The organism is Nocardia brasiliensis IFM 10847, from assembly GCF_000710915.1.
GTDB lineage: Bacteria > Actinomycetota > Actinomycetes > Mycobacteriales > Mycobacteriaceae > Nocardia > Nocardia brasiliensis_A.
The window spans coordinates 107,146-125,796 of record NZ_BAUA01000090.1; the positions used below are offsets into that span (position 1 = coordinate 107,146).

16 protein-coding genes are annotated in these 18,651 nt (G+C 62.4%); 9 read left to right on the forward strand and 7 right to left on the reverse strand.

What is annotated here, in order from left to right; translation table 11 throughout:
• Positions 1 to 53: 53 nt before the first annotated feature.
• The 3 genes from NBRGI_RS19855 to NBRGI_RS19865 all read right to left on the reverse strand — a co-directional run bounded on the left by NBRGI_RS19855 (position 54) and on the right by NBRGI_RS19865 (position 2,436).
• Positions 54 to 350, reverse strand: coding sequence for a hypothetical protein (locus NBRGI_RS19855; RefSeq protein ID WP_029898460.1), 297 nt, complete (start codon positions 348 to 350; stop codon positions 54 to 56).
• Between the two features lie 290 nt (positions 351 to 640).
• Positions 641 to 1,858: a cation:proton antiporter gene (locus NBRGI_RS19860; RefSeq protein ID WP_029898463.1), complete on the reverse strand. Its 1,218-nt coding sequence runs from the start codon at positions 1,856 to 1,858 to the stop codon at positions 641 to 643.
• 158 nt (positions 1,859 to 2,016) lie between these two features.
• Positions 2,017 to 2,436, reverse strand: a complete 420-nt coding sequence (locus NBRGI_RS19865) for a PPOX class F420-dependent oxidoreductase (RefSeq protein WP_029898466.1) — start codon at positions 2,434 to 2,436, stop codon at positions 2,017 to 2,019.
• Positions 2,437 to 2,520: 84 nt separating this feature from the next.
• On the opposite strand from NBRGI_RS19865, the gene NBRGI_RS19870 reads away from it, so the two are divergent.
• The 6 genes from NBRGI_RS19870 (at position 2,521) to NBRGI_RS46485 (ending at position 11,156) form a co-directional block, all read left to right on the forward strand.
• A complete protein-coding gene (locus NBRGI_RS19870) occupies positions 2,521 to 3,402 on the forward strand; it encodes an AAA family ATPase (protein ID WP_029898468.1) in 882 nt (293 codons plus the stop codon).
• Positions 3,399 to 3,725: a hypothetical protein gene (locus NBRGI_RS48755; RefSeq protein WP_029898470.1), complete on the forward strand. Its 327-nt coding sequence runs from the start codon at positions 3,399 to 3,401 to the stop codon at positions 3,723 to 3,725. The genes NBRGI_RS19870 and NBRGI_RS48755 overlap by 4 nt, the downstream gene beginning before the upstream one ends.
• Before the next feature lie 47 nt (positions 3,726 to 3,772).
• A complete protein-coding gene (locus NBRGI_RS19880; protein WP_029898472.1) occupies positions 3,773 to 5,143 on the forward strand; it encodes a vWA domain-containing protein in 1,371 nt (456 codons plus the stop codon).
• A gap of 78 nt (positions 5,144 to 5,221) precedes the next feature.
• Complete coding sequence (locus NBRGI_RS19885; protein WP_235211022.1) at positions 5,222 to 6,778, forward strand: ATP-binding protein; 1,557 nt, start codon at positions 5,222 to 5,224, stop codon at positions 6,776 to 6,778.
• The gene (locus tag NBRGI_RS19890) at positions 6,775 to 9,738 is read left to right on the forward strand and encodes a Z1 domain-containing protein (RefSeq protein WP_036559925.1); all 2,964 of its coding nucleotides are present in this window, start codon (positions 6,775 to 6,777) and stop codon (positions 9,736 to 9,738) included. Before NBRGI_RS19885 ends, NBRGI_RS19890 begins: the two co-directional genes overlap by 4 nt.
• A 263-nt stretch (positions 9,739 to 10,001) precedes the next feature.
• On the forward strand, positions 10,002 to 11,156 hold the full coding sequence (locus NBRGI_RS46485) for a DNA cytosine methyltransferase (protein WP_081878159.1): 1,155 nt from the start codon (positions 10,002 to 10,004) through the stop codon (positions 11,154 to 11,156).
• Between the two features lie 45 nt (positions 11,157 to 11,201).
• On the opposite strand, the gene NBRGI_RS46490 is transcribed toward NBRGI_RS46485, so the two are convergent.
• On the reverse strand, positions 11,202 to 12,056 hold the full coding sequence (locus NBRGI_RS46490; RefSeq protein ID WP_081878160.1) for an NgoMIV family type II restriction endonuclease: 855 nt from the start codon (positions 12,054 to 12,056) through the stop codon (positions 11,202 to 11,204).
• 145 nt (positions 12,057 to 12,201) lie between these two features.
• On the opposite strand from NBRGI_RS46490, the gene NBRGI_RS46495 reads away from it, so the two are divergent.
• Positions 12,202 to 13,293 (forward strand): DNA cytosine methyltransferase, encoded by a 1,092-nt coding sequence (locus NBRGI_RS46495; protein ID WP_081878164.1) that lies wholly within the window; start codon positions 12,202 to 12,204, stop codon positions 13,291 to 13,293.
• A gap of 45 nt (positions 13,294 to 13,338) precedes the next feature.
• Here the strand turns inward: NBRGI_RS46495 and NBRGI_RS46500 are convergent, their stop codons facing one another.
• From NBRGI_RS46500 to NBRGI_RS19910, 3 genes are all read right to left on the reverse strand, one after another.
• Positions 13,339 to 14,298, reverse strand: a complete 960-nt coding sequence (locus tag NBRGI_RS46500; protein ID WP_081878161.1) for a NaeI family type II restriction endonuclease — start codon at positions 14,296 to 14,298, stop codon at positions 13,339 to 13,341.
• A gap of 98 nt (positions 14,299 to 14,396) precedes the next feature.
• Entirely contained in the window at positions 14,397 to 15,416 is a 1,020-nt protein-coding gene (locus NBRGI_RS19905) for a Gfo/Idh/MocA family protein (RefSeq protein WP_029898482.1), read from the reverse strand.
• Positions 15,417 to 15,465: 49 nt separating this feature from the next.
• Entirely contained in the window at positions 15,466 to 16,470 is a 1,005-nt protein-coding gene (locus NBRGI_RS19910) for a LacI family DNA-binding transcriptional regulator (RefSeq protein ID WP_029898484.1), read from the reverse strand.
• A gap of 255 nt (positions 16,471 to 16,725) precedes the next feature.
• On the opposite strand from NBRGI_RS19910, the gene NBRGI_RS19915 reads away from it, so the two are divergent.
• Positions 16,726 to 17,625 carry a TIM barrel protein gene (locus NBRGI_RS19915; RefSeq protein ID WP_029898487.1) on the forward strand — a complete coding sequence of 300 codons (900 nt, stop codon included), beginning with the start codon at positions 16,726 to 16,728 and terminating at the stop codon, positions 17,623 to 17,625.
• A gap of 7 nt (positions 17,626 to 17,632) precedes the next feature.
• Positions 17,633 to 18,637, forward strand: coding sequence for a sugar ABC transporter substrate-binding protein (locus NBRGI_RS19920; RefSeq protein ID WP_235211023.1), 1,005 nt, complete (start codon positions 17,633 to 17,635; stop codon positions 18,635 to 18,637).
• The last annotated feature ends 14 nt before the right edge of the window (positions 18,638 to 18,651 follow it).

Consider the following 18,651-nt stretch of genomic DNA (forward strand, 5'->3'; position numbering starts at 1 on the left):
AGCGTTAGTGGCCCGGCCCCTGAATGGTGCCGGGCCACAACCTTTTCCGGGGACTAGCTGCTGCCGAACAGGCCGTGCGGGCGGTTCTGGCGGAACTGCCAGAACGGGTCGTCGTGCCTGCCGCGGTCGAACGGGCCGTTGTTGCAGCGCCAGTTCTCGAACGGGCCGAAATCGCAGTTGTGGTTGTGGTGCGGCCGGTGCCGGACCTCGGTGACACCCGGCACGGCGATGTTCGCGTCCGCCGAGGCCGGAATCGCCATGGCGGTCAACGGAACAGCGACGATCGCACCGGCTACGGCGGCCCGGGCCAGCAGACGCCGCGACGGCGTGGACTTGGTGGTGGAGAACAACGTGGATCCTTTCACTCTGCGGCGAACTGTGCGTTCACCATCCCCCGGCTGCGGTCTGCCCACGTCGCACAGCGGTCGCTGACATGCGCGCCGCGAACAGGTCGGGATCAACTGTGTCGCCGCTGCTTCGCGAGGCGCCCCCGGCATACCGGCGCAGCACCGACTGCACGGTCTCACTCTCGCGCATCCGGCGCGCGGCGTCACGGGTGTTGTCCCCATTCCGGAGAATTTCAGTCATTGGTATTAGGGGTTAACCCCCATACACAGATCAGCTGCGGGCCCCGGGCGAATCATGCCCCCGCGGCTATTCCTTTGTCGCGCCTTCGCTTACCGAGACGTTCCGCGATCAGCGGCGCCCCGACGCCGTGCAGGATCACGCTGCCGACGACCACCACCAGGGTCACGCCGATCACGAGAAACGCGTCGTCATCGTCGCGCAAGCCGTTGAAGGCCAGCAGCGCGAACACGATCGACGCCACACCGCGCGGCCCGAGCAGGCCGATCATGAGCCGTTCCCGCCTGGTGAACGGTGAACCGAGCAACGAGAGCGCGACCGGCACCAGGCGCACCAGCGTCAACGCGAGCAGACCGTAGACGACGACCTGCCAGCTGAGCCAGGACAGCGTCGCCGCCGCCACGTTGCCGACGATGAACCACATTGCCAGGCCGGAGAACTCGGCGACGTCCTCGGTCGATTGCAGTGGCTCGCCGGGGAGTTCGTGCCGGGTCGTGCTGTAGGCGATGCCCGCCAGGAAAGCGGCCACGAATCCGTTGCCGTCGAGCCAGACCGCGACGCTGTAAGTGAGCACCGGGATCGCAATCGTCCCGATGCGCACGGCGCGCGCGTCCGTCCAGCGTTTGCGGGCGGCGAAGGTCATGCAGTATCCGGCCAGCGCGCCGATGGACAGTCCGATGAGGATCGATTTCACCACGGCGGGCACCGCGTGACCGAGGGCGTTCAGCGCCTGGTCGGAGTCCGCGCTGGCCTCCGCCGCAGCCAGCGCGAACAGGAAGATCGGGGCGACGAGTCCGTCGTTGAATCCGCTCTCTACGTTGAGCGCGTGCCGAACCCGTTCCGGCACCCGCAGATCCCGCACGATCGCCTGCGCGGGCACCAGGTCGATCGGGATCACGATGCACGCGATCAACAGCAGCACGGTCCACGAAACACCGGGCAGCAGCACGAATCCGAGCAGATACGCGGCGCCGAGGCTCAGCGGGAAGGCGAGGAAGAGCAGCCGGAAGATCCCGGTGTGCCGCCGCCCGGACAGGCCGTCGCGCACCTCGGTCGCATCGGTGAAAAGGAACAGCGCCAAGATGAATTCGACGATCCGCTGCGCCGTGTCGGTATTGATCGCCGCGGTCAGCCAGTGGTCGCTGCTCCAGCTGACCACCGCGCCGACCACCACCATCGCCAGCGGTGCGGTCACCTTCCAGCGCGCCATCGTCCGGGACAGGCACGACCAGATCAGAATGACCGTCATCGTCGCGGCGATCGCAATGAACATGAGTCTCCCGATTCCGGCCCATGAGCGGGTGTCGGCCGCTGCGCAGCAGCCCGCCCGTTGACAGCAAACGACGAGCTTACTCGGGGCCGGACGGTTCCCTGCGGTCCAACTCGGGAATTCATGAGCAACGGCACATGACGGTGCGTTTTGCCCGCCCGTCAGCCGACGTTGCGTGACTCCCCGTCCGGGTTGGCTGGGTCGAGGTGCCAGCTCTTGATCCTGCGCGGGTGGATGCGAATGATGTCGTTCGAGAACCACTCCGGCGCGACCGGCGGCACGTCCACCGTCAGTGTCTCCACCACGCCGCGGATCTCGATGCCGCGACCCCAGCCGGGTTTGACGGTGCCCGGCTCGTCCGGCGTCATGTCGTCGATCAGCAGGCTGACCCGCGGGTTCCCGAGGATGTTCTTGTAGCGTTGTGTCGCAACATGATTCGGCCCGCCGATATCGATGGTGTCGTCCGCGTTGAGCCGGAACCCCAAGGCGGTGAGCTGTGGTGCGCCCTTGGCGGAGACGGTGGCGAGGCGGGCCAGCCGCTGGCCGGCGAGATAGGCGCGTTCGATGTCGGTGAAGATCATGGATCGACCGTAGAACCTCGAGCGCGGTTCAGTTCAAGTCATGCGTCGAAGCCCTGGTAGCCGGGCGCTCTAGACTGGCTACCGATGAGTAAGTTCTTCGACTCCGTCGGCGCGGTCACGCAGCGGCTCACCGAGGCCGGGTACATCCCGTCCCTCGATATCGCCACCGCGGTCTTCCTCGCCGGGCACCTCGGCAAGCCCCTCCTGATCGAGGGACCGGCCGGCGTCGGCAAAACCGAGCTCGCCAAGGCCGTCGCCGCCGCGGCGTCCGCCGATCTCATCCGGCTGCAATGCTACGAAGGCATCGACGAGGCCCGTGCCCTCTACGAGTGGAACCACGCCAAACAGCTGCTGCGCATCACCTCCGAACGCGAAGACTGGGACAGCACCCGCGACCACGTCTTCACCGACGAGTTCCTGCTCGCCCGCCCACTGCTCGCCGCCATCCGCAACTCCGGCCCCACCGTGCTGCTCATCGACGAACTCGACAAAGCCGATGTGGAACTCGAAGGGCTGCTGCTCGAGGTCCTCGGCGACTATCAGATCAGCATCCCCGAACTCGGCACCATCGCCGCCGTCCGCGCGCCGTTCGTCCTGGTCACCTCCAACGCCAACCGCGAACTCTCCGACGCCCTGAAACGCCGCTGCCTGTATCTCCACATCGACTATCCGACAGCCGAATTGGAGCGGGCCATCGTCCGGATGAAGGTGCCGGAGCTGGACGAAGCGCTCGGCGAACCTTTGGTGCGGGTCGTCGGTGCACTGCGCGAACTTTCGCTGCGCAAGCCCCCGTCCGTCGCCGAAACAGTCGACTGGGCGCGAACTCTCGTCGCGCTGGGCGCTCGCGCCGTCACCGGCAACGTGATTCGCTCGACGCTGGGGGTGCTGCTGAAATATCAAGCGGACCACCGGATCGCGAGCGAGAAGCTGGGCTTGCCGGAGTCGGACGAAGGTGGGTCGAGGTGACCGTCGGCGCTCACCGCGTGCTCGTTCCGCACCCGCCGCGGCGGCTCCTCGCGCAGCTACCGGCTGTTCGCAACGAAAGCGGCTACCTCGCCGCGGCAATGCGCCGGGCCGATTGTGCCGCCTCGGTCGGCCCGACCGCCGTTGACGCCACCGCTTCCCGCTGCACCGCGATGACGTGGGCGCTGCACCCAAACTGGTCTACCGCCGATATCGAGAAGAACGTCGAAGTCATGGCGCGGCGGCAGTCGCGGCTCACCGACAGCGCGAACGCGCTCGACGGGCTCCACAGGGGAGTGCCTGCCCGAGGAAGGGTGACGGCATGACCTCCTCCACGCAGCGAGGGCGCCCCGCCGCGCAATCTTCCGAGACGATGACGGACCGTTTGGTCGAGTTCGTGGGTCTGCTGCGGGATCACGGCATCACCGCAGGCCCCAGTGAAACTCTCGACGCCGCAGCGGCAATGGTCGCGCTCGGCCTGTCCGACCGCAATCGGCTGCGATCCGGGATGGCGGCGTGCCTGCTGCGCCGCAACGGCCAGCGCGCCGTCTTCGACCAGCTCTTCGACCTCTACTTCCTGACCACCGAGCAGCCGCACGCGTCGACACCCGCCACCCCGGAATCCATTGCGGCGCTGCGTGATCGCCTGGTATCCGCACTGGCTGACGACGATCCCGAAGCGACAGCCGAACTCGCCCGCCAGGCGCTGACCGAACTAGGCGCGTACGGAGGAGCGGGCTCCGGCCAATCCACCACACCCGTCACCACCGCGTCCGGTGCTGGCTGGTCCTCCTACCTGACCATGAAATCCCTTCGCCCCGAAGAGCTCTTGGACCGAGTCGTCGCCGGCATGGGCGGCGCATCCGCCCTCGACAGCACCGTCCACACCATCGAAGCCAACCGCCGCCTCAACCGATTCCGCACCGCCGTCCAATCCGAGGCCCGCCTGCGCTCCGCTCAACTCCGCGGCACCGAGTACATCGCCCGCCGCGGCGTCGACACCAGCTCCGACCAGATCGATTTTCTCGGCGCCCGCGAACAGGACCTCGCCGAAATGCGCCGCCTGGTAAACCCGTTGGCCCGCAAACTGGCCACCCGCCTCGCCGCCCGCCGCCGCAAATCCGTCCGCGGCCACATCGACATGCGCCGCACCCTGCGCCGCTCCATGGCCACCGGCGGCGTCCCCATCGACCCCGTCCTGCGTGCCCGCAAACACGGCCGCCCCGACCTCGTCGTCCTGGCCGACCTCTCCGGCTCCGTAACCGGCTTCTCCGAGTTCACCCTCCAACTCATCCAAGCCCTGCAAGACCAATTCACCAAGGTCCGCAGCTTCGGCTTCATCGACACCTGCGACGAAATCACCCCCCACTTCACCCCCGGCGACCCACCCACCCCCGGCCTGGCCGCCCGAATCATCCGCGAAGCCAACGTAACTCGCTACGGCAGCTCCAACTACGGCGAAGCTCTCCAGGGCTTCGTGGACAACTACCTCGAAGCCCTAGGCCCACGCACGTCGTTGTTGATCCTCGGCGACGCCCGCACCAACCGCACCGCCCCCAACCTCGAAGCGCTGGAGGTCATGTGTGACCGAGCCAAACACGCTTACTGGTTGAACCCGGAGCCCTCCCGCTCGTGGTCCACGGGAGACTCCGCCGCCCACGTGTACGCGGAGCGCATCACCATGCACGAGTGCCGAAACGTAAAGCAGTTAGCCGAGGTCATAGGCCGTCTCTTGCCAACCTGAGCACCTTCGTAACGATGGGTCTCCGTTGACGGATCTTCCACTAAAGTTCTGTACTCGAGCTGTGGCGGTGGAGTGATCGTGGGGTTGGCGATGACGGCAGAGTGGCAATTCGACGTCCCGACGGCAGGGACCAAGTACTTGCCGCCGGACGCGCGGTATATGGACGCACTGACCAGTCAGGGCTACGGCTTCGAGGCCGCGATTGCCGATCTGATCGACAACTCGATTGATGCAGGTGCGAACGACGTCGTCGTGCACTTCTTGCGAGATGGTGACAACCTGGTCAGCCTGCTTGTCATCGATGACGGCCACGGGATGACCGACGAAGAACTCGATGTCGCGATGACGGTGGGTGGCCGCCGCAATTACGCTGCCAACGCGCTCGGCATGTTCGGTACCGGCCTGAAGTCCGCGTCGCTGAGCCAGGCGTCTGCGGTAACCGTGACGAGCAGGACCCGCAAGACCCGGCCCGCTGGTCGACGTTGGGAAATGGACCGCGCTCGCGACGGATTCCAATGCGACATCGTTGAGCCTCGTTACGCCCAGTCACTGATAGATCGCTACAACGGTTGCCCGATCACGTGGCAAGGTACGGTCGTTCGCTGGGACGGGGTCAAGAATTTTCCTCAGCATGGCGGTGGTGGCCAGACCGACCGCTACCTCCATCGCACGATCAACAAGCTGGGGTTGCATCTCGGGCTGCAACTGCACCGATTCCTGCTTCGAGAAGACTTCAACATAACCATCGCTGTCGAGGACATCCGGACCGGCGACGTGTACATGAATTTCGGCGTTGTGCCCCTCGATCCCTTCGGCTATCCCATGAGCGGACACCCCGGCTATCCCCGGACTTTTGTTGCCGAGATTCCATCGATCGGCCCGCTGGCGTTGCGCGCGCATGTCTGGCCTGCGAAGTCTTCGCTGGACGAGTACAAGTCCGTTGGCTCGGTCATGGACCGCCAGGGCTTCTATTTCTATCGTCACGGCAGGCTGGTCCAGGCCGGCGGCTGGAACAACTTTCGTCAGCCTGAGCAACACCTCTCACTCGGGCGAGTCGATATCGATCTGCCCGCGGACAGCCACGATGTGCTGCGGCTGAGTGTGAAGAAGGAGGGTGTCGAGGCGTCCCCCGAGTTCGTGTCGGCTGTCGAGGACGCCCGTGACTCGGATGGCCGTCCCTTCGCCGAGTTCGTGCTCGACGCTCAGACGGTTTATCGGGAAGCTCGAAAACGTTCCGGCACTCACCGGCGACCAGTGATCCCGCCCGGCGATGGATTCGCACCGGCAGTGCGTGAAGCCATCGAAGAAGAACTGCCGCTGATCCCAGGCGAGCAGCCGATCACCATTCAATGGCGCAAGTTGGCCGGCGACGTCTTTTTCGAGGTGGATCGCGATCGGCGGATGATCGCGCTCAACCGGCGCTATCGAACAGCTATCCTCGGCGGGCGGCGCGGAACCCTCAACGATGCACCGATGCTGAAGTCGTTGCTGTTCTTCCTGCTTCATGAGGTGTTCGAGAAGGAGTTCAGTGGCTCACGGGTCAAGGACAATCTCCAGCTATGGCAGTCGGTTCTGGTCGCAGCCGCGCGGGCAGAATTGGACCAAATCGACGACGGCGCTGGAGATTCCGAATGACCGACCTCGAAGCACTGCGAATCGCGCTGCACAGCGCTGTTGTCGCGGACATGGGAGCCAGCAGGCCCAAGAACCTTGTGCGTGCAATGGAATACCAGGCCGAAAACATGGTACGCGAGGCTGTGTCGCTGGCGCGTGAAGATGACTTCCGACAAGCATTGTTGGTTGCGTCGCCCGGTGATCGGCTCGTTGGTATGTGGCGGAAACTGTTGACCCAGTGGGATATCGCTGAGCAACCGATGTGGTCGACGTCGTTGTCCAGAACAGACGAACGGCGAGCAGACATCTACCGGCTCCTCGGGGTCGACGGTGCGACTCACAAGCTGCTCGAGGCATCGGTGCCGAGAGCGAACGTGGCGCCTCCCGTTGTAATCAGCACCAAATTTGTACCTTGGTACACCCCGCAATCGCAGCAGGGGAGGCCGTGGTATTGGCCGTCGTACGAAGGTGTGTTGCGAAGAAAAGGCTGGTCCGAGGAGGCAATTGCGGGTCTGGACTTGGCTACCGACCGTGTAGTCGAGCGATTGGCGGACCCCACGCGGTTCGAGGCATACCAGTCGAAGGGCCTCGTCGTCGGGTATGTCCAGTCCGGGAAAACGGCGAACTTCACCGGCGTGATCGCCAAGGCAATCGACGCGGGTTACCGCTTGGTTATTGTGTTGGGTGGCACACTCAACCTCCTGCGCGGCCAGACACAGCGTCGGCTGGACATGGAGCTCGTGGGTCGAGAGAATATTCTGCGCGGTGCCAATGAGTTCGAGTCCGACTACGCCGATGATCCTGCGTGGATCAAACGGCGATTCGTCGAATTCGGTGGCCTGCCTTCATCATTGGGTGCTTTCGATATTGTGCGCATGACCACGCGTAACGATGACTACAAAAGCTTGCTGCAAGGCATCGTCGCACTCGAGTTCGAAAAGCAAGAGCCTGCGTTACCGCTCTACGACACGAGGAATCTGCACCGATCATCGGCCCGCCTGATGGTGGTCAAGAAGAACAAGTCCGTGCTCGCCAAGCTGGTCAAAGACTTGAACAAGATAAAGACACCATTGACCGAGATCCCCGTACTGATCATCGATGACGAGTCGGACGAGGCCTCCGTCAATACCTCTCGGCCCAAGCCCGACGCCGACCGCACGGCTATCAACCAGAAGGTCTCGGACTTGCTTACGATGCTGCCACGTGCGCAGTACGTCGGCTACACGGCGACGCCATACGCGAATGTCTTCATAGATCCGAGTGATACCGCCGACATCTTCCCGAAGGACTTCATCGTCTCGTTGCCACGCCCTGACGGCTACATGGGCGCGAGTGATTTCCACGATCTCGACTCGGAGATAGCGGAAGCTGAACGCACAGTGTCAAACTCGAACGAGATGGCACACGTACGTGACGTCGTCATCGAGTCTGATGACGACACTGCATGCTTGCAGCAGGCAATCGACATGTTTGTCCTGACGGCCGCTATGAAGCTGTATCGTGAGGACAGAGGCGGACTCGGGGACCGCTACTTCGTGCACCACACGATGCTGATCCACGAATCCAGTTGGATCGATGTCCATCGAGAGCTTCTCGGTCGTGTCACCAAATTGTGGTGGAACGCTGGGTATCTCGGATCTGCGGGGCATGAACGATTGCGCACATTGTTCGATGATGATGTGGCACCGGTGTCAGCCGCACGTAGCGAAGGGCTTGCTGTTCCCGACACCTACGACGAGTTGATGCCCTACGTCGGTCCTGCTGCTGTTCGTATCGGCGGTGACGACAAGCCCATCATCGTCGTCAACGGTGACAAGGATATCGAGACCGGCGAGGCGGACTTCGACAAGCGTTCCATCTGGAAGATCCTCATCGGCGGTCAGAAGCTGTCGCGCGGGTTCACCATCGAAGGATTGACCATCTCCTACTTTCGGCGACGTGCATCCAACGTGTCGTCCTTGATGCAGATGGGGCGATGGTTCGGATTTCGTGCCGGGTACCAGGATTTGGTGCGGCTGTACATTGGACGCGAAGAACTCGGTGTCAAAGACAAGGCGATCGACCTGTACCGGGCATTCGAAGCCGTCTGCCTTGATGAGGAAAGCTTCCGCAGTGAATTGAATCAGTATGCGGTGCTTGTCGACGGGGAGCCGCAGGTGACGCCTGGGCAGGTGCCACCGCTTGTCGCACAGCATCTTCCATGGCTCAAGCCGGCTAGCCCGAATAAGATGTACAACTCCAAGCTGGTCGAGATTCATAGTGCAGGGCAGTGGGAGGAGCTCACCGCCTATCCGACAGCGGAATCTGAACTGCGGTACAACACACACCTGTGGCTGCCGGTATTCGAATCGCTGTCTACTGAGACTGTCGGTCTGTCCTATAACTTTGCGGAGACCGGCAAGAAGCATACGTTCCCTGCCCTGACGGGCAAAATGGGCGCAACTGAGCTTCTAGATCTCGTCGGTGCGCTGAAGTGGTCTGCCCCAAGCCAATTCGCCCCGCATTTCGAGTATCTGAGTGGTATCTCAAACGGCTGCAGTCGTATGGTTGACGACTGGGTGATCCTGGCACCTCAGCATGTTCGAGGAAATAGTCGTATAGAACTTGGGTCCAGCAGACGCACCTTCTCATGGTTCGGACGGGCGCGACGTCGCGGCCCCCTTTTCGGTGTGATCAGTGATCCGAAGCACCGTGCCGTGGCCTCCCGTATCGCTGGGGCGCTTGGCAGTTCAGGAGATCCGAACACGGAGCAGCTGGTCCAGGCTAGGCGAGGAGTGGTCGTGCTCTATCCGATCATCGAGACCGATAGTCGGGCCGAGGTGTGTACGGATGTGCCCTTCGATCCTGCTCACCTGGTCGTAGCCTTCGCGTTCGTAGCACCGGCCGATGCCCGACGAGGCGACCAACGTGTCGTCCGGTTCACCACCATCGATTCCTCAGCCGAGTCAGCAATCATCGATACGAAGCAGGTAGTCGTCTAGCATTGTTCAATGCTGGGTGTGCTGAGACTCGGTGAATGTTTGGTGCCCCAGGACGTGCACCCCACGATGTTCGGGGCTTCGGGCTGCAGGGCACAAGGTAGTGACGAAGGGGAGCATTCAGCTCAGAGATCGACGGAGAGCTGCTGGGAAACCACTTAGGAAGCTCGCTGCGGTTGGCTGGACACGCCGACGGAACTTGTCAGACCAGTAGCCTACGGTGGCACAAACGAGAGCTACCCCAAGGCAAGCTAGGATTCCACGTCATGCCGTCTGAAGTCGCCCACCCGACACCCATCAAGATGCTCGATCTGTTCGCGGGTCCTGGCGGGCTGGATGTTGCAGCACAGTGGCTCGGGATCGACGCCACCGGCGTCGAGCTGGATGACAACGCTTACTCCACCCGTAAAGCTGCGAAACTGAAATCCCGTAAGTCGGATGTTCGGAAGCTCGGTCCCAAGAACTTTCCCGGTACGACGGTGCTCACTGGTGGGCCCCCGTGTCAAACCTTCTCGGTGGCGGGGGCAGGGCTCGGACGCAAGGCGTTGGAGCAGGTGAGAGGTTTCGCGAAGCGAATGAACGCACACGATGAGACCGTAGCCGACGAGATCAAGCGGCTGAGCGATGAGCGGACCGGACTAGTCCTCGAGCCGCTACGTTGGACGCTTGATGCAATCAGGATCCGCAAGCCGTACCAGACCATCGTATTGGAGCAGGTACCTGCAGTCCTTCCGGTTTGGGAGTCATACGCTGAAATACTGGAATCTAGGGACTATCGAGTAGCTACAGGTGTCCTGCATACCGAAGATTTCGGTGTTCCTCAAACTCGCCGGAGAGCTATTCTTATTGCAAGTATGAGTAGTAAGCCGCGCCTCCCGGCGGCGACTCACCGTCGCTTTCAAAAAGGTGTCTCTCGGGATGAAGGCGAGCGCCATCTCTTGAAATGGCGTACGATGGGCGATGCTTTGGACCGGGACTATCCTTTTGTGATTGTGTCCAATTACGGTACTGGAGGTGACCCGAAGGATCGTGGTCGACGGAGCTCGGACGAGCCAGCATATACGGTTACCGGAAAGGTATCGCGCAACCGAGTGGTAACGCCAGGGGACGAAATTGATCTCGATCGACTTAGTCACTCCGAGATCGGTCGTCTGCAGACATTCCCCAAAGATTACCCGTGGCGTGGCAAGGACATCTCTCAGCAGATCGGCAATGCGATGCCACCTCGATTGGCTGCACATGTGCTGGCTGTAGCCATCTTCGGCCGCCAACCAGATGAAAAGGCGTTGGACGCAGCGGTTGCAGGAACATGGGCCGGTGCCAGGAAGGGTAAATATCAGCTGTTGCCTGGGTTGGAACGGCCGGTATTCGAACAGCTGGGCGGAGAGGGCAGTCTTTTCGGGGTAGGTGCAAGCGATTAGTAGCATCAATTTAACGCCGCCTCGGCGAAAAGTTTGTGAGCGAGCTCAATACATTGGCAACCGCATAACTTCCTCGACGAGGTCCTGATAAGGCCGGATGCGGCGTTGTGCCACCATGCGTTCGAGCTGGCCTCTCGGTTCCCACGCAATCCCTCGCTGTACTTCGATGTCTTTCGCGGCGGCACGGAGTTCAGGTAGGGCCAGATGATATATGCAGTCAACCGCTCCAGAACCGTATGCAATGTGTTTGAGCATGTTTGGTCGCGGTTCCATTGTCAGCACTGCATAGTGTGGCATGTGTCCACGTCGCATATTCACAAGTTTCGATCCTTGCGATACGCAGTCTTGAGCGCGATCGGTCCTCAGTGACCATTTAGATGACAAGCCGACCAGCAGGCGGTCGGCCGGATCTGGTCCACGAACAGTAATATCTATTTGAAGCATCGATTCTTCAGGCATGGTCTCTTTGAGGCGCGCCACGAGATCGTGATTAGCTGCTACGTTCTTTTCAGCTATTCGAATGAGTTTTTGTATAGCGATCAGCATCGGGGACTGTTCGAGGTTGGCTAAATCTTGAAGTGCTAAACCGAGTTCACCAGTCGGTGTACGGTACGAACTCGAGAACGTGCGGAATACATCAAGATGCTTGTACTGCTCGAAGGCGAGAGCCGGCTGGGAGCGCTGGAACACCAAGTCTGGTCGCACGGAGCTGAGATGACGGGTCACCTCCTCCTCCATCTTGATGCCTACGTTCGGAATTTCGGGCTTCGTGAACGCAACGCCGAGCGCCTGGAACACGGCGTGGCCCCATACAATCGATCCTTTGTCGTGGTTGTCCGAGGTCGATGGGTTGCCGTTGGTTCGGTAGCCGCAGAGTGCAGCCGCGAATGGAGCCGTCATGCCTCAACTTTGCCATGGACGTCATCGAAGAGGATGGGCACAGGGCGAGATCGGCAAGCGGTCGGACAGCTCGGAGCCAATCGGCAGGCGGTGACTCGCCGGTCGAATCACATTGATGTCATTCCGAGGTCGTATGATCAGCCGTATGCCAACCATGATCGACCTCTTCGCTGGATGCGGCGGCATGACCAGCGGTTTTCGCCCTGAAGGGTTCTTGCCGATCCTTGCGATCGAGATCGATCTTCATGCTGCTGCTACTTACGCGGCGAACTTCGGTGAGGATCACACGCTCTGTAGGGATATCGCAGATGTGCGATCCAGGGACATTCCGAAAGCTGACCTAGTGATCGGGGGCCCGCCCTGTCAGGGGTTCTCCAATCTAGGCTCCAAGAACGTAGATGATCCGCGTAATAGTCTCTGGCGTGAGTATCTACGGGTTGTGCGAAAAGCGAACCCGTCGGTATTTGTAATAGAAAATGTTGACCGCTTCATGCGCACCAGCGAATTCGCTTTGCTGCTCGCCGAAGCCGCCAACGGTTCACTGAAAAAGTATCAATTGTCCTACGGCGTCCTGAATGCGGCAGATTTTGGGGTAGCGCAACGTCGCAAGCGAACGATCGTTATCGGGTCACGGATTGGGTGTATAGAACTCCCAGAACCGACTCATGTGCGCGATATCGCGGACAGTCCAGAGCGGAAACAATGGGAAGGCACGCGCGGCCGTATCGGAAACTTGCCCGAAGAACCGTGCTCGACCGCGTTGCCTTCACGTGAAGTGAAGGTATTTGGGAGCGTCGTTCCGGGATGTTTCAAGGGCCTAGAGATACATCTAGGCAGGACTCCGACACCTCTATCGCTTGAACGGTATGATCATATACCACCAGGAGGCGGGCGCTTGGATCTACCGAATCATCTTCTGCCGCGTTGCTGGCGTGAGAAGCCATCGGGGACCGTTGACGTAATGGGTCGGATGCGGTGGTCGATGCCTTCGCATACGATCAGAACGGAGTTCTTCAAGCCTGAAAAAGGGGCATATCTGCATCCGCAGTGGGAAGCGTCAGGAAATCATCGAGTTAACAGGCCGATCACGCATCTCGAAGCTGCACGTCTGCAGGACTTTCCTGAGGACTTCTTCTGGTGTGGCACCAAGATTTCGATTGCGCGGCAGATCGGCAATGCTGTCCCCGGAGGACTTGCGCAGGCTATAGCTGCGCAAGTCAGGCACCATATGAATTGATGGCATCCGGATGCATGCTGGTCGATGAACCTACTGTAATTGCTGCTAAAAGTGTATGTGCGGTGCGGACTGAACGGGGTCGCCACTCTGTGCGATGGCGTAGTACGTGCCGCTAATTGCCGCAGCTGGACGATCGGCTGTCGGCCCCGGAACTTGTACCAGCTGCACCGATATATAGGTGCCCTTTTTGATTCGGGGCAAACCCAGTTCTCGAGCTATCCGTGGCCCGTCATTTTGATGGCCGAGGAGAACTATCCCGGCATCTCTCAGGTGGAGGCGTGCGTCACGGCACCGCTTCATGCCATCTTGTTGGCGGGCAACGGTTATGGCCGTAGTGCGGTCAATGACTTGTCCCTGGAATCGACGGAGGAGTTCATTTATACGCTGTTGCCCCGACGGGCTTTCCATTATTGCTTTGATGCCGGCAGGGTCGTTGCGAGAGAGATCCAGCAGAAGATTTTGAGGCAGTGCTGCATTTCGGCACAGCCATATAATGTCCTGCTTTCCAGACTTGCTGATGGTTTTCTTTCCGTCTTGGTTCTTGCCTTTATTGAGAATTTCTGATGTAACCCGTATCAACCCGACGTCGAAGGTTCCTTGAAGGTCATTCGCAGTGGTTAACAGGCATAAGTGACCCATAGCCTCGCGAGGAATCGTCCATCCGCCGGTCAACGAGAACTTCGAATCAACCGGGCATCCGCTGATACGATAGTCCATTTCTTTCGGACCGCCTCGTTCTAGTTCGAACTCGGTGCGTATGATGATCTCGACTTTTGTGCCGAGATAGGTCTTTTCGGTCTTTTCGAGAAATCTGACGTCGTACCTGCCGGTACGTTGCCCATCGAGTACCTCGTCGAAGGACTGACGTAGGACAGAACCGAACCGCGCTTCCATGTTGCGTTCGCGTCTGAACCACTCGAGGACCGCCTGTAGCTCTGGATCCACCCTGTTGTGTCCAGCGTTGTCGGGGAGCTCGAGTTGGAACAGTCCAGACTGATCTACCACAGCTCGAATATAGCGCGATCCGGACGTCCGGTTCGAGAGTGCTGTTGACTGCTTGGCGGTCGGTGCCGATAGACGGCGGTCTATGCCGGAGCGACGACTCAGCGACGGACTTCGGCGACTTTCACCGGACGCCCCTCCCGCCGCGAGAGCTCACACGCCTCGGCCACATAAAACGCCTCCAACGCATCCACTGGACTGCAAGGGTTTTCGAGCTTCCCCGTCGCCACCGCGACAAACGCGACCAATTCGTCTGTGTACGCCCGACGGAACCGCTCCATGAATCCTGGATACGCGGGGAAGGAGGAGGGGATGTAGTCGGGTTCTACGGAGGTGAGGGGGGAGCGGTCGTCCAGGCCGACGATGGCGTTTCCTTTGGAGCCGAGGGCTTCCAGGCGGACGTCGTAGCCGGCGCCGTTGTAGCGGGTGAGGGAGACGGTGGCGAGGGTGTCGTTGTCGAGGTGCAGGACGACTGCGGCGGTGTCTACGTCGCCGGCGGCGGTGAAGAAGGGCTCGCCCTGGTTGGTGCCGGTGGCGTAGACGGAGACTATTTCGCGGCCGGTCACCCAGCGGATGATGTCGAAGTCGTGGACGCCGCAGTCGCGGAAGATGCCGCCGGAGCGAGGGATGTAGTCGGCGGGGGGCGGGGTGGGGTCGAGGGTGGTGGCGCGCAGGGTGTGCAGCCAGCCGAGGGAACCGGCGGCGACGGCTTCGCGGGCGGCGCGGTAACCGGCGTCGAAACGGCGTTGGAAGCCGATTTGCACTGGGACGGAGGAGGATTCGAGGTGGTTTAAGACGGCGAGGGTGCCCTCGATGTCGGCGGCGACGGGCTTCTCGCAGAAGACGGGGATGTCGGCGGCTACGGCGCGCAGGATGAGTTCAGGGTGGGAGTCGGTGGCGGTGGCGATGACGATGCCGTCGAGATCGGCGGCGAACAGGGCGTCGAGGTCGGGGGCGAATTCGACACCGAGCTTGGTGGCGGTGGCGCGGGCCCGGTCGGCGTCGGCGTCGGCTACCACGACGTTGGCGACATTCGGGAGATTCTTGAGGGTTTCGGCGTGCGCGGTGCCGATCCGGCCGGTGCCGGCGAGACCGAGGGTGACGGCTTGATGGGATGACATCGGCTTTCCTCCTGGGGGCGTGCGGAACTGCCTTGTGGGCAGCGAGAATTCAGTTGCTGGGGGCGCTGGTCGTCGCACGGACGACGAGGGAGGGCTGCAGGCGGCGGCGGACCGGCTCGGTGCGGTCGTCGCGTAGCCGTTCGACGAGCGCTTCGACTGCGAGAGCGCCCATTTGGATGCGCGGCTGGTCGATGGTGGTGAGCGAGACGTGGCGCAGGGCGGCGAGCGAGGTGTTGTCGTAGCCGACGATCGAGACGTCGTCGGGCACGCGCAAACCGGCCTCCTCCAGCGCGGACATGGCGCCGACGGCGTTGAAGTCGTTGCCGCACAACAGGGCAGTCGGAAAGTTGTCGCGGGAGAACAGGTTGAGCAGTTTGCGGACCGCGGCGAGCCCGGCGGCATCGGTGTGCTCGCTGGGGATCACCATCGGCTCGAGGCCGTGCCGTTCCATCGCGGCGCGGTAGCCCTTGCGGCGAGGTGCGGCAGTGAAGGCGCCGCCGCCGTCGAGGTGCACGATGCGCCGATGGCCAAGGGAGACAAGGTGGTCTACGGCGAGCGCGGCACCGACCTCGCCGTCGTCGTTGACGGTGTCGACGTCGGGGATAGCCGAACTCCGAGATACCAGAACCACCGGAGCCTGCTGTGCCGCATCGCGAATGGCGGCGGCGGGCAGGATCGGCGAGAGCAGGATGATGCCGCCGGGGCGGAACGCGAGCAGGCTTTCCAGTGCAGTGCGTTCACGGGCGGCGCTGCGCCGGCCGGTGTTGAGGATGAGTTCGAGCCCGAATTCCTGGGCGGCGGTGTCCATGCCCTCGACGACATCGGCGAAGAACGCGTTGCGCAGGTCGGAGACCATGACGCCGACGATGTTCGAGGTCCGGCTGGCCAGCGAGCGCGCCATGATGTGCGGTTGGTAGCCGAGATCTTTCGCGGCTTCCAGCACGGCACGGCGACGATGCTCGCTCACCTTGGGGGAGTTGCGCATGACCAGCGACACGAGCGCCCGGGAGACGCCGGCGCGCTCGGCGACATCCTCCATGGTCGGCCGTGCCATGTCGCCTCCGTTCGATGATGTGTGCAGTGTCGGACGTTACAAGGTTGGAGCGCGCTAATCAATAGAGCGCTCTAATCGGACTTTCCGTGCGACAGAGTTCTGGCAGTTTCCGCTGATCGGCGGCGTAATACCAGGTAGTAGCGATATTCCGGCCAACGGTCACCCTCTTGACACACTATGACCCACGTTACATAGTTGGAGCGCTCCAATTGTTTGGAGCGCTCCAACTCGACATCGAAGGTCGGAGAAGTCCTGATGACCGAACCGCTCTACCCGCTGCGCATCGCGGCCGCGCCAATCTCCTGGGGAGTCTGCGAGGTTCCCGGCTGGGGCCACGTGCTCGACGCGCGCACCGTCCTCGCGGAAATGGCCGCCCTCGGCCTGACCGCCACCGAACTCGGCCCGCCCGGATATCTGCCCCGCGACCCGGACGAACTGCGGTCGCTGCTGGGGACGTTCGGCATCTCGTCGGTGGGCGGATTCCTGGCGTTGGTGCTGCACGAGGCGCCGGAGCGGGCGATCGAAGCGGCCGGGGAGTCGATCGCCTCGTTCGCCGCCACCGGCGCCGACGTGGTCGTGCTGGCCGCTGCCACCGGGCTCGGCGGATACGATGCCCGCCCGCAACTCGACGACGACGAATGGCGCACCCTGATCGGCACCGCCGCCGCCATCCGCGATATCGCCGCGGAGCACGGCCTGCGCACGGTGCTGCATCCGCATGTCGGCACGCACGTGGAGACCGAGGCGGAAGTCGAGCGCTTCCTTGCCGATTCGGAGCTCGACCTGTGCCTGGACACCGGCCACCTGCTGATCGGCGGAACCGATCCGGTGCGGCTCGCGCAGCGCCATGCCGAGCGGATCGGGCACGTGCACCTGAAGGACGTGTGCATCGCCGTTGCCGACAAAGTACGCGGCGGCGCAATGGAATACAGCGAAGCCGTGCGGCAAGGCCTGTACGTCCCGCTCGGTGACGGAGACGTCGATGTCGCCGCGCTGGTGCACAGCATGCAGGCCGCGGGCTACCGCGGCTGGTACGTGATGGAGCAGGACACCGCCCTGCAGCCCACCGACTCGGCGGAGTTGCCGAGCCGGCATACCGAACGCAGCCTGCGGCATCTCGCGGGTCTCGTGTCTACGGCCGCACCGATCCAGTAGGGAAGTGATGACAACGATGTCTCATCGACTGCACCGCGGGTGGCAACGCTCGCGTCGCCTGGTGCCGTGGCTCGCCGCGGCCACGGTCCTCGCCGCATGTAGCGGACCGGGTGCCGACGTGGTCGCGCCGAGTCAAAGCCCCGTCGCCGCAGGCAAATTGAACTCGGTCGCGGTGGTCACACATGGCAGCCCGGGTGACGCGTTCTGGAACGTGGTCAAGAACGGCGCGGAAGCGGCGGGCAAGGATCTCGGGGTCCGGGTCGAATACAACTCCTCGGGCGATCCGAGCCAGCAGGCCAAGCTCATCGACAACGCGGTCGCCCAAGGGGTGGACGGGCTGGTCGTCTCGATGGCCAACCCCGACGCGCTGCGCCCCTCGATCGAAAAGGCGGTCGCCGCGGGCATTCCGCTGGTGACCATCAACTCCGGCGAGGCGGAGAGCGTCAAGTACGGCGCCATTGGCCATGTGGGACAGAGCGAGTCGCTGGCCGGGCAGTCGGCCGGCAAGCGACTGGCCGACGCGAAGAAGACCAAGATGCTCTGCGTGATCCACGAGGCGGGCAATATCGGCGCCAATCAACGCTGCGAGGGCGCGAGCAAAGCCTTCGGCAACGCGGCGACACTCCAAGTGGACATCAACAATCCGACCGACGCCCAGTCCCGCATCAAGGGCGCGCTGGAGGCGGACCACTCGATCGACGCGGTGCTCACGCTGAACTCTCAGGTCGCCGCCCGCGCGGTGGACGCGGTGCAGGAGTCCCGCTCGGCGGCCACGGTCGCCACCTTCGACCTCAATACCGATGTGGTGGAGGCGATTCGGGGCGGCAAGCTGCTGTTCGCGGTCGACCAGCAGCAGTACGAGCAGGGCTACCTGCCGGTGGTGCTGTTGCAGGCCTACCGGACGAACCTGAACACCGTCGGTGGTGGCGCACCGGTGCAGACGGGTCCGGCCTTCGTCGACAAGAACAACGTCGATGCCGTCGCCGCGCTCGTGGCACAGGGCACGCGGTGAGGTCAGGAGTGAAT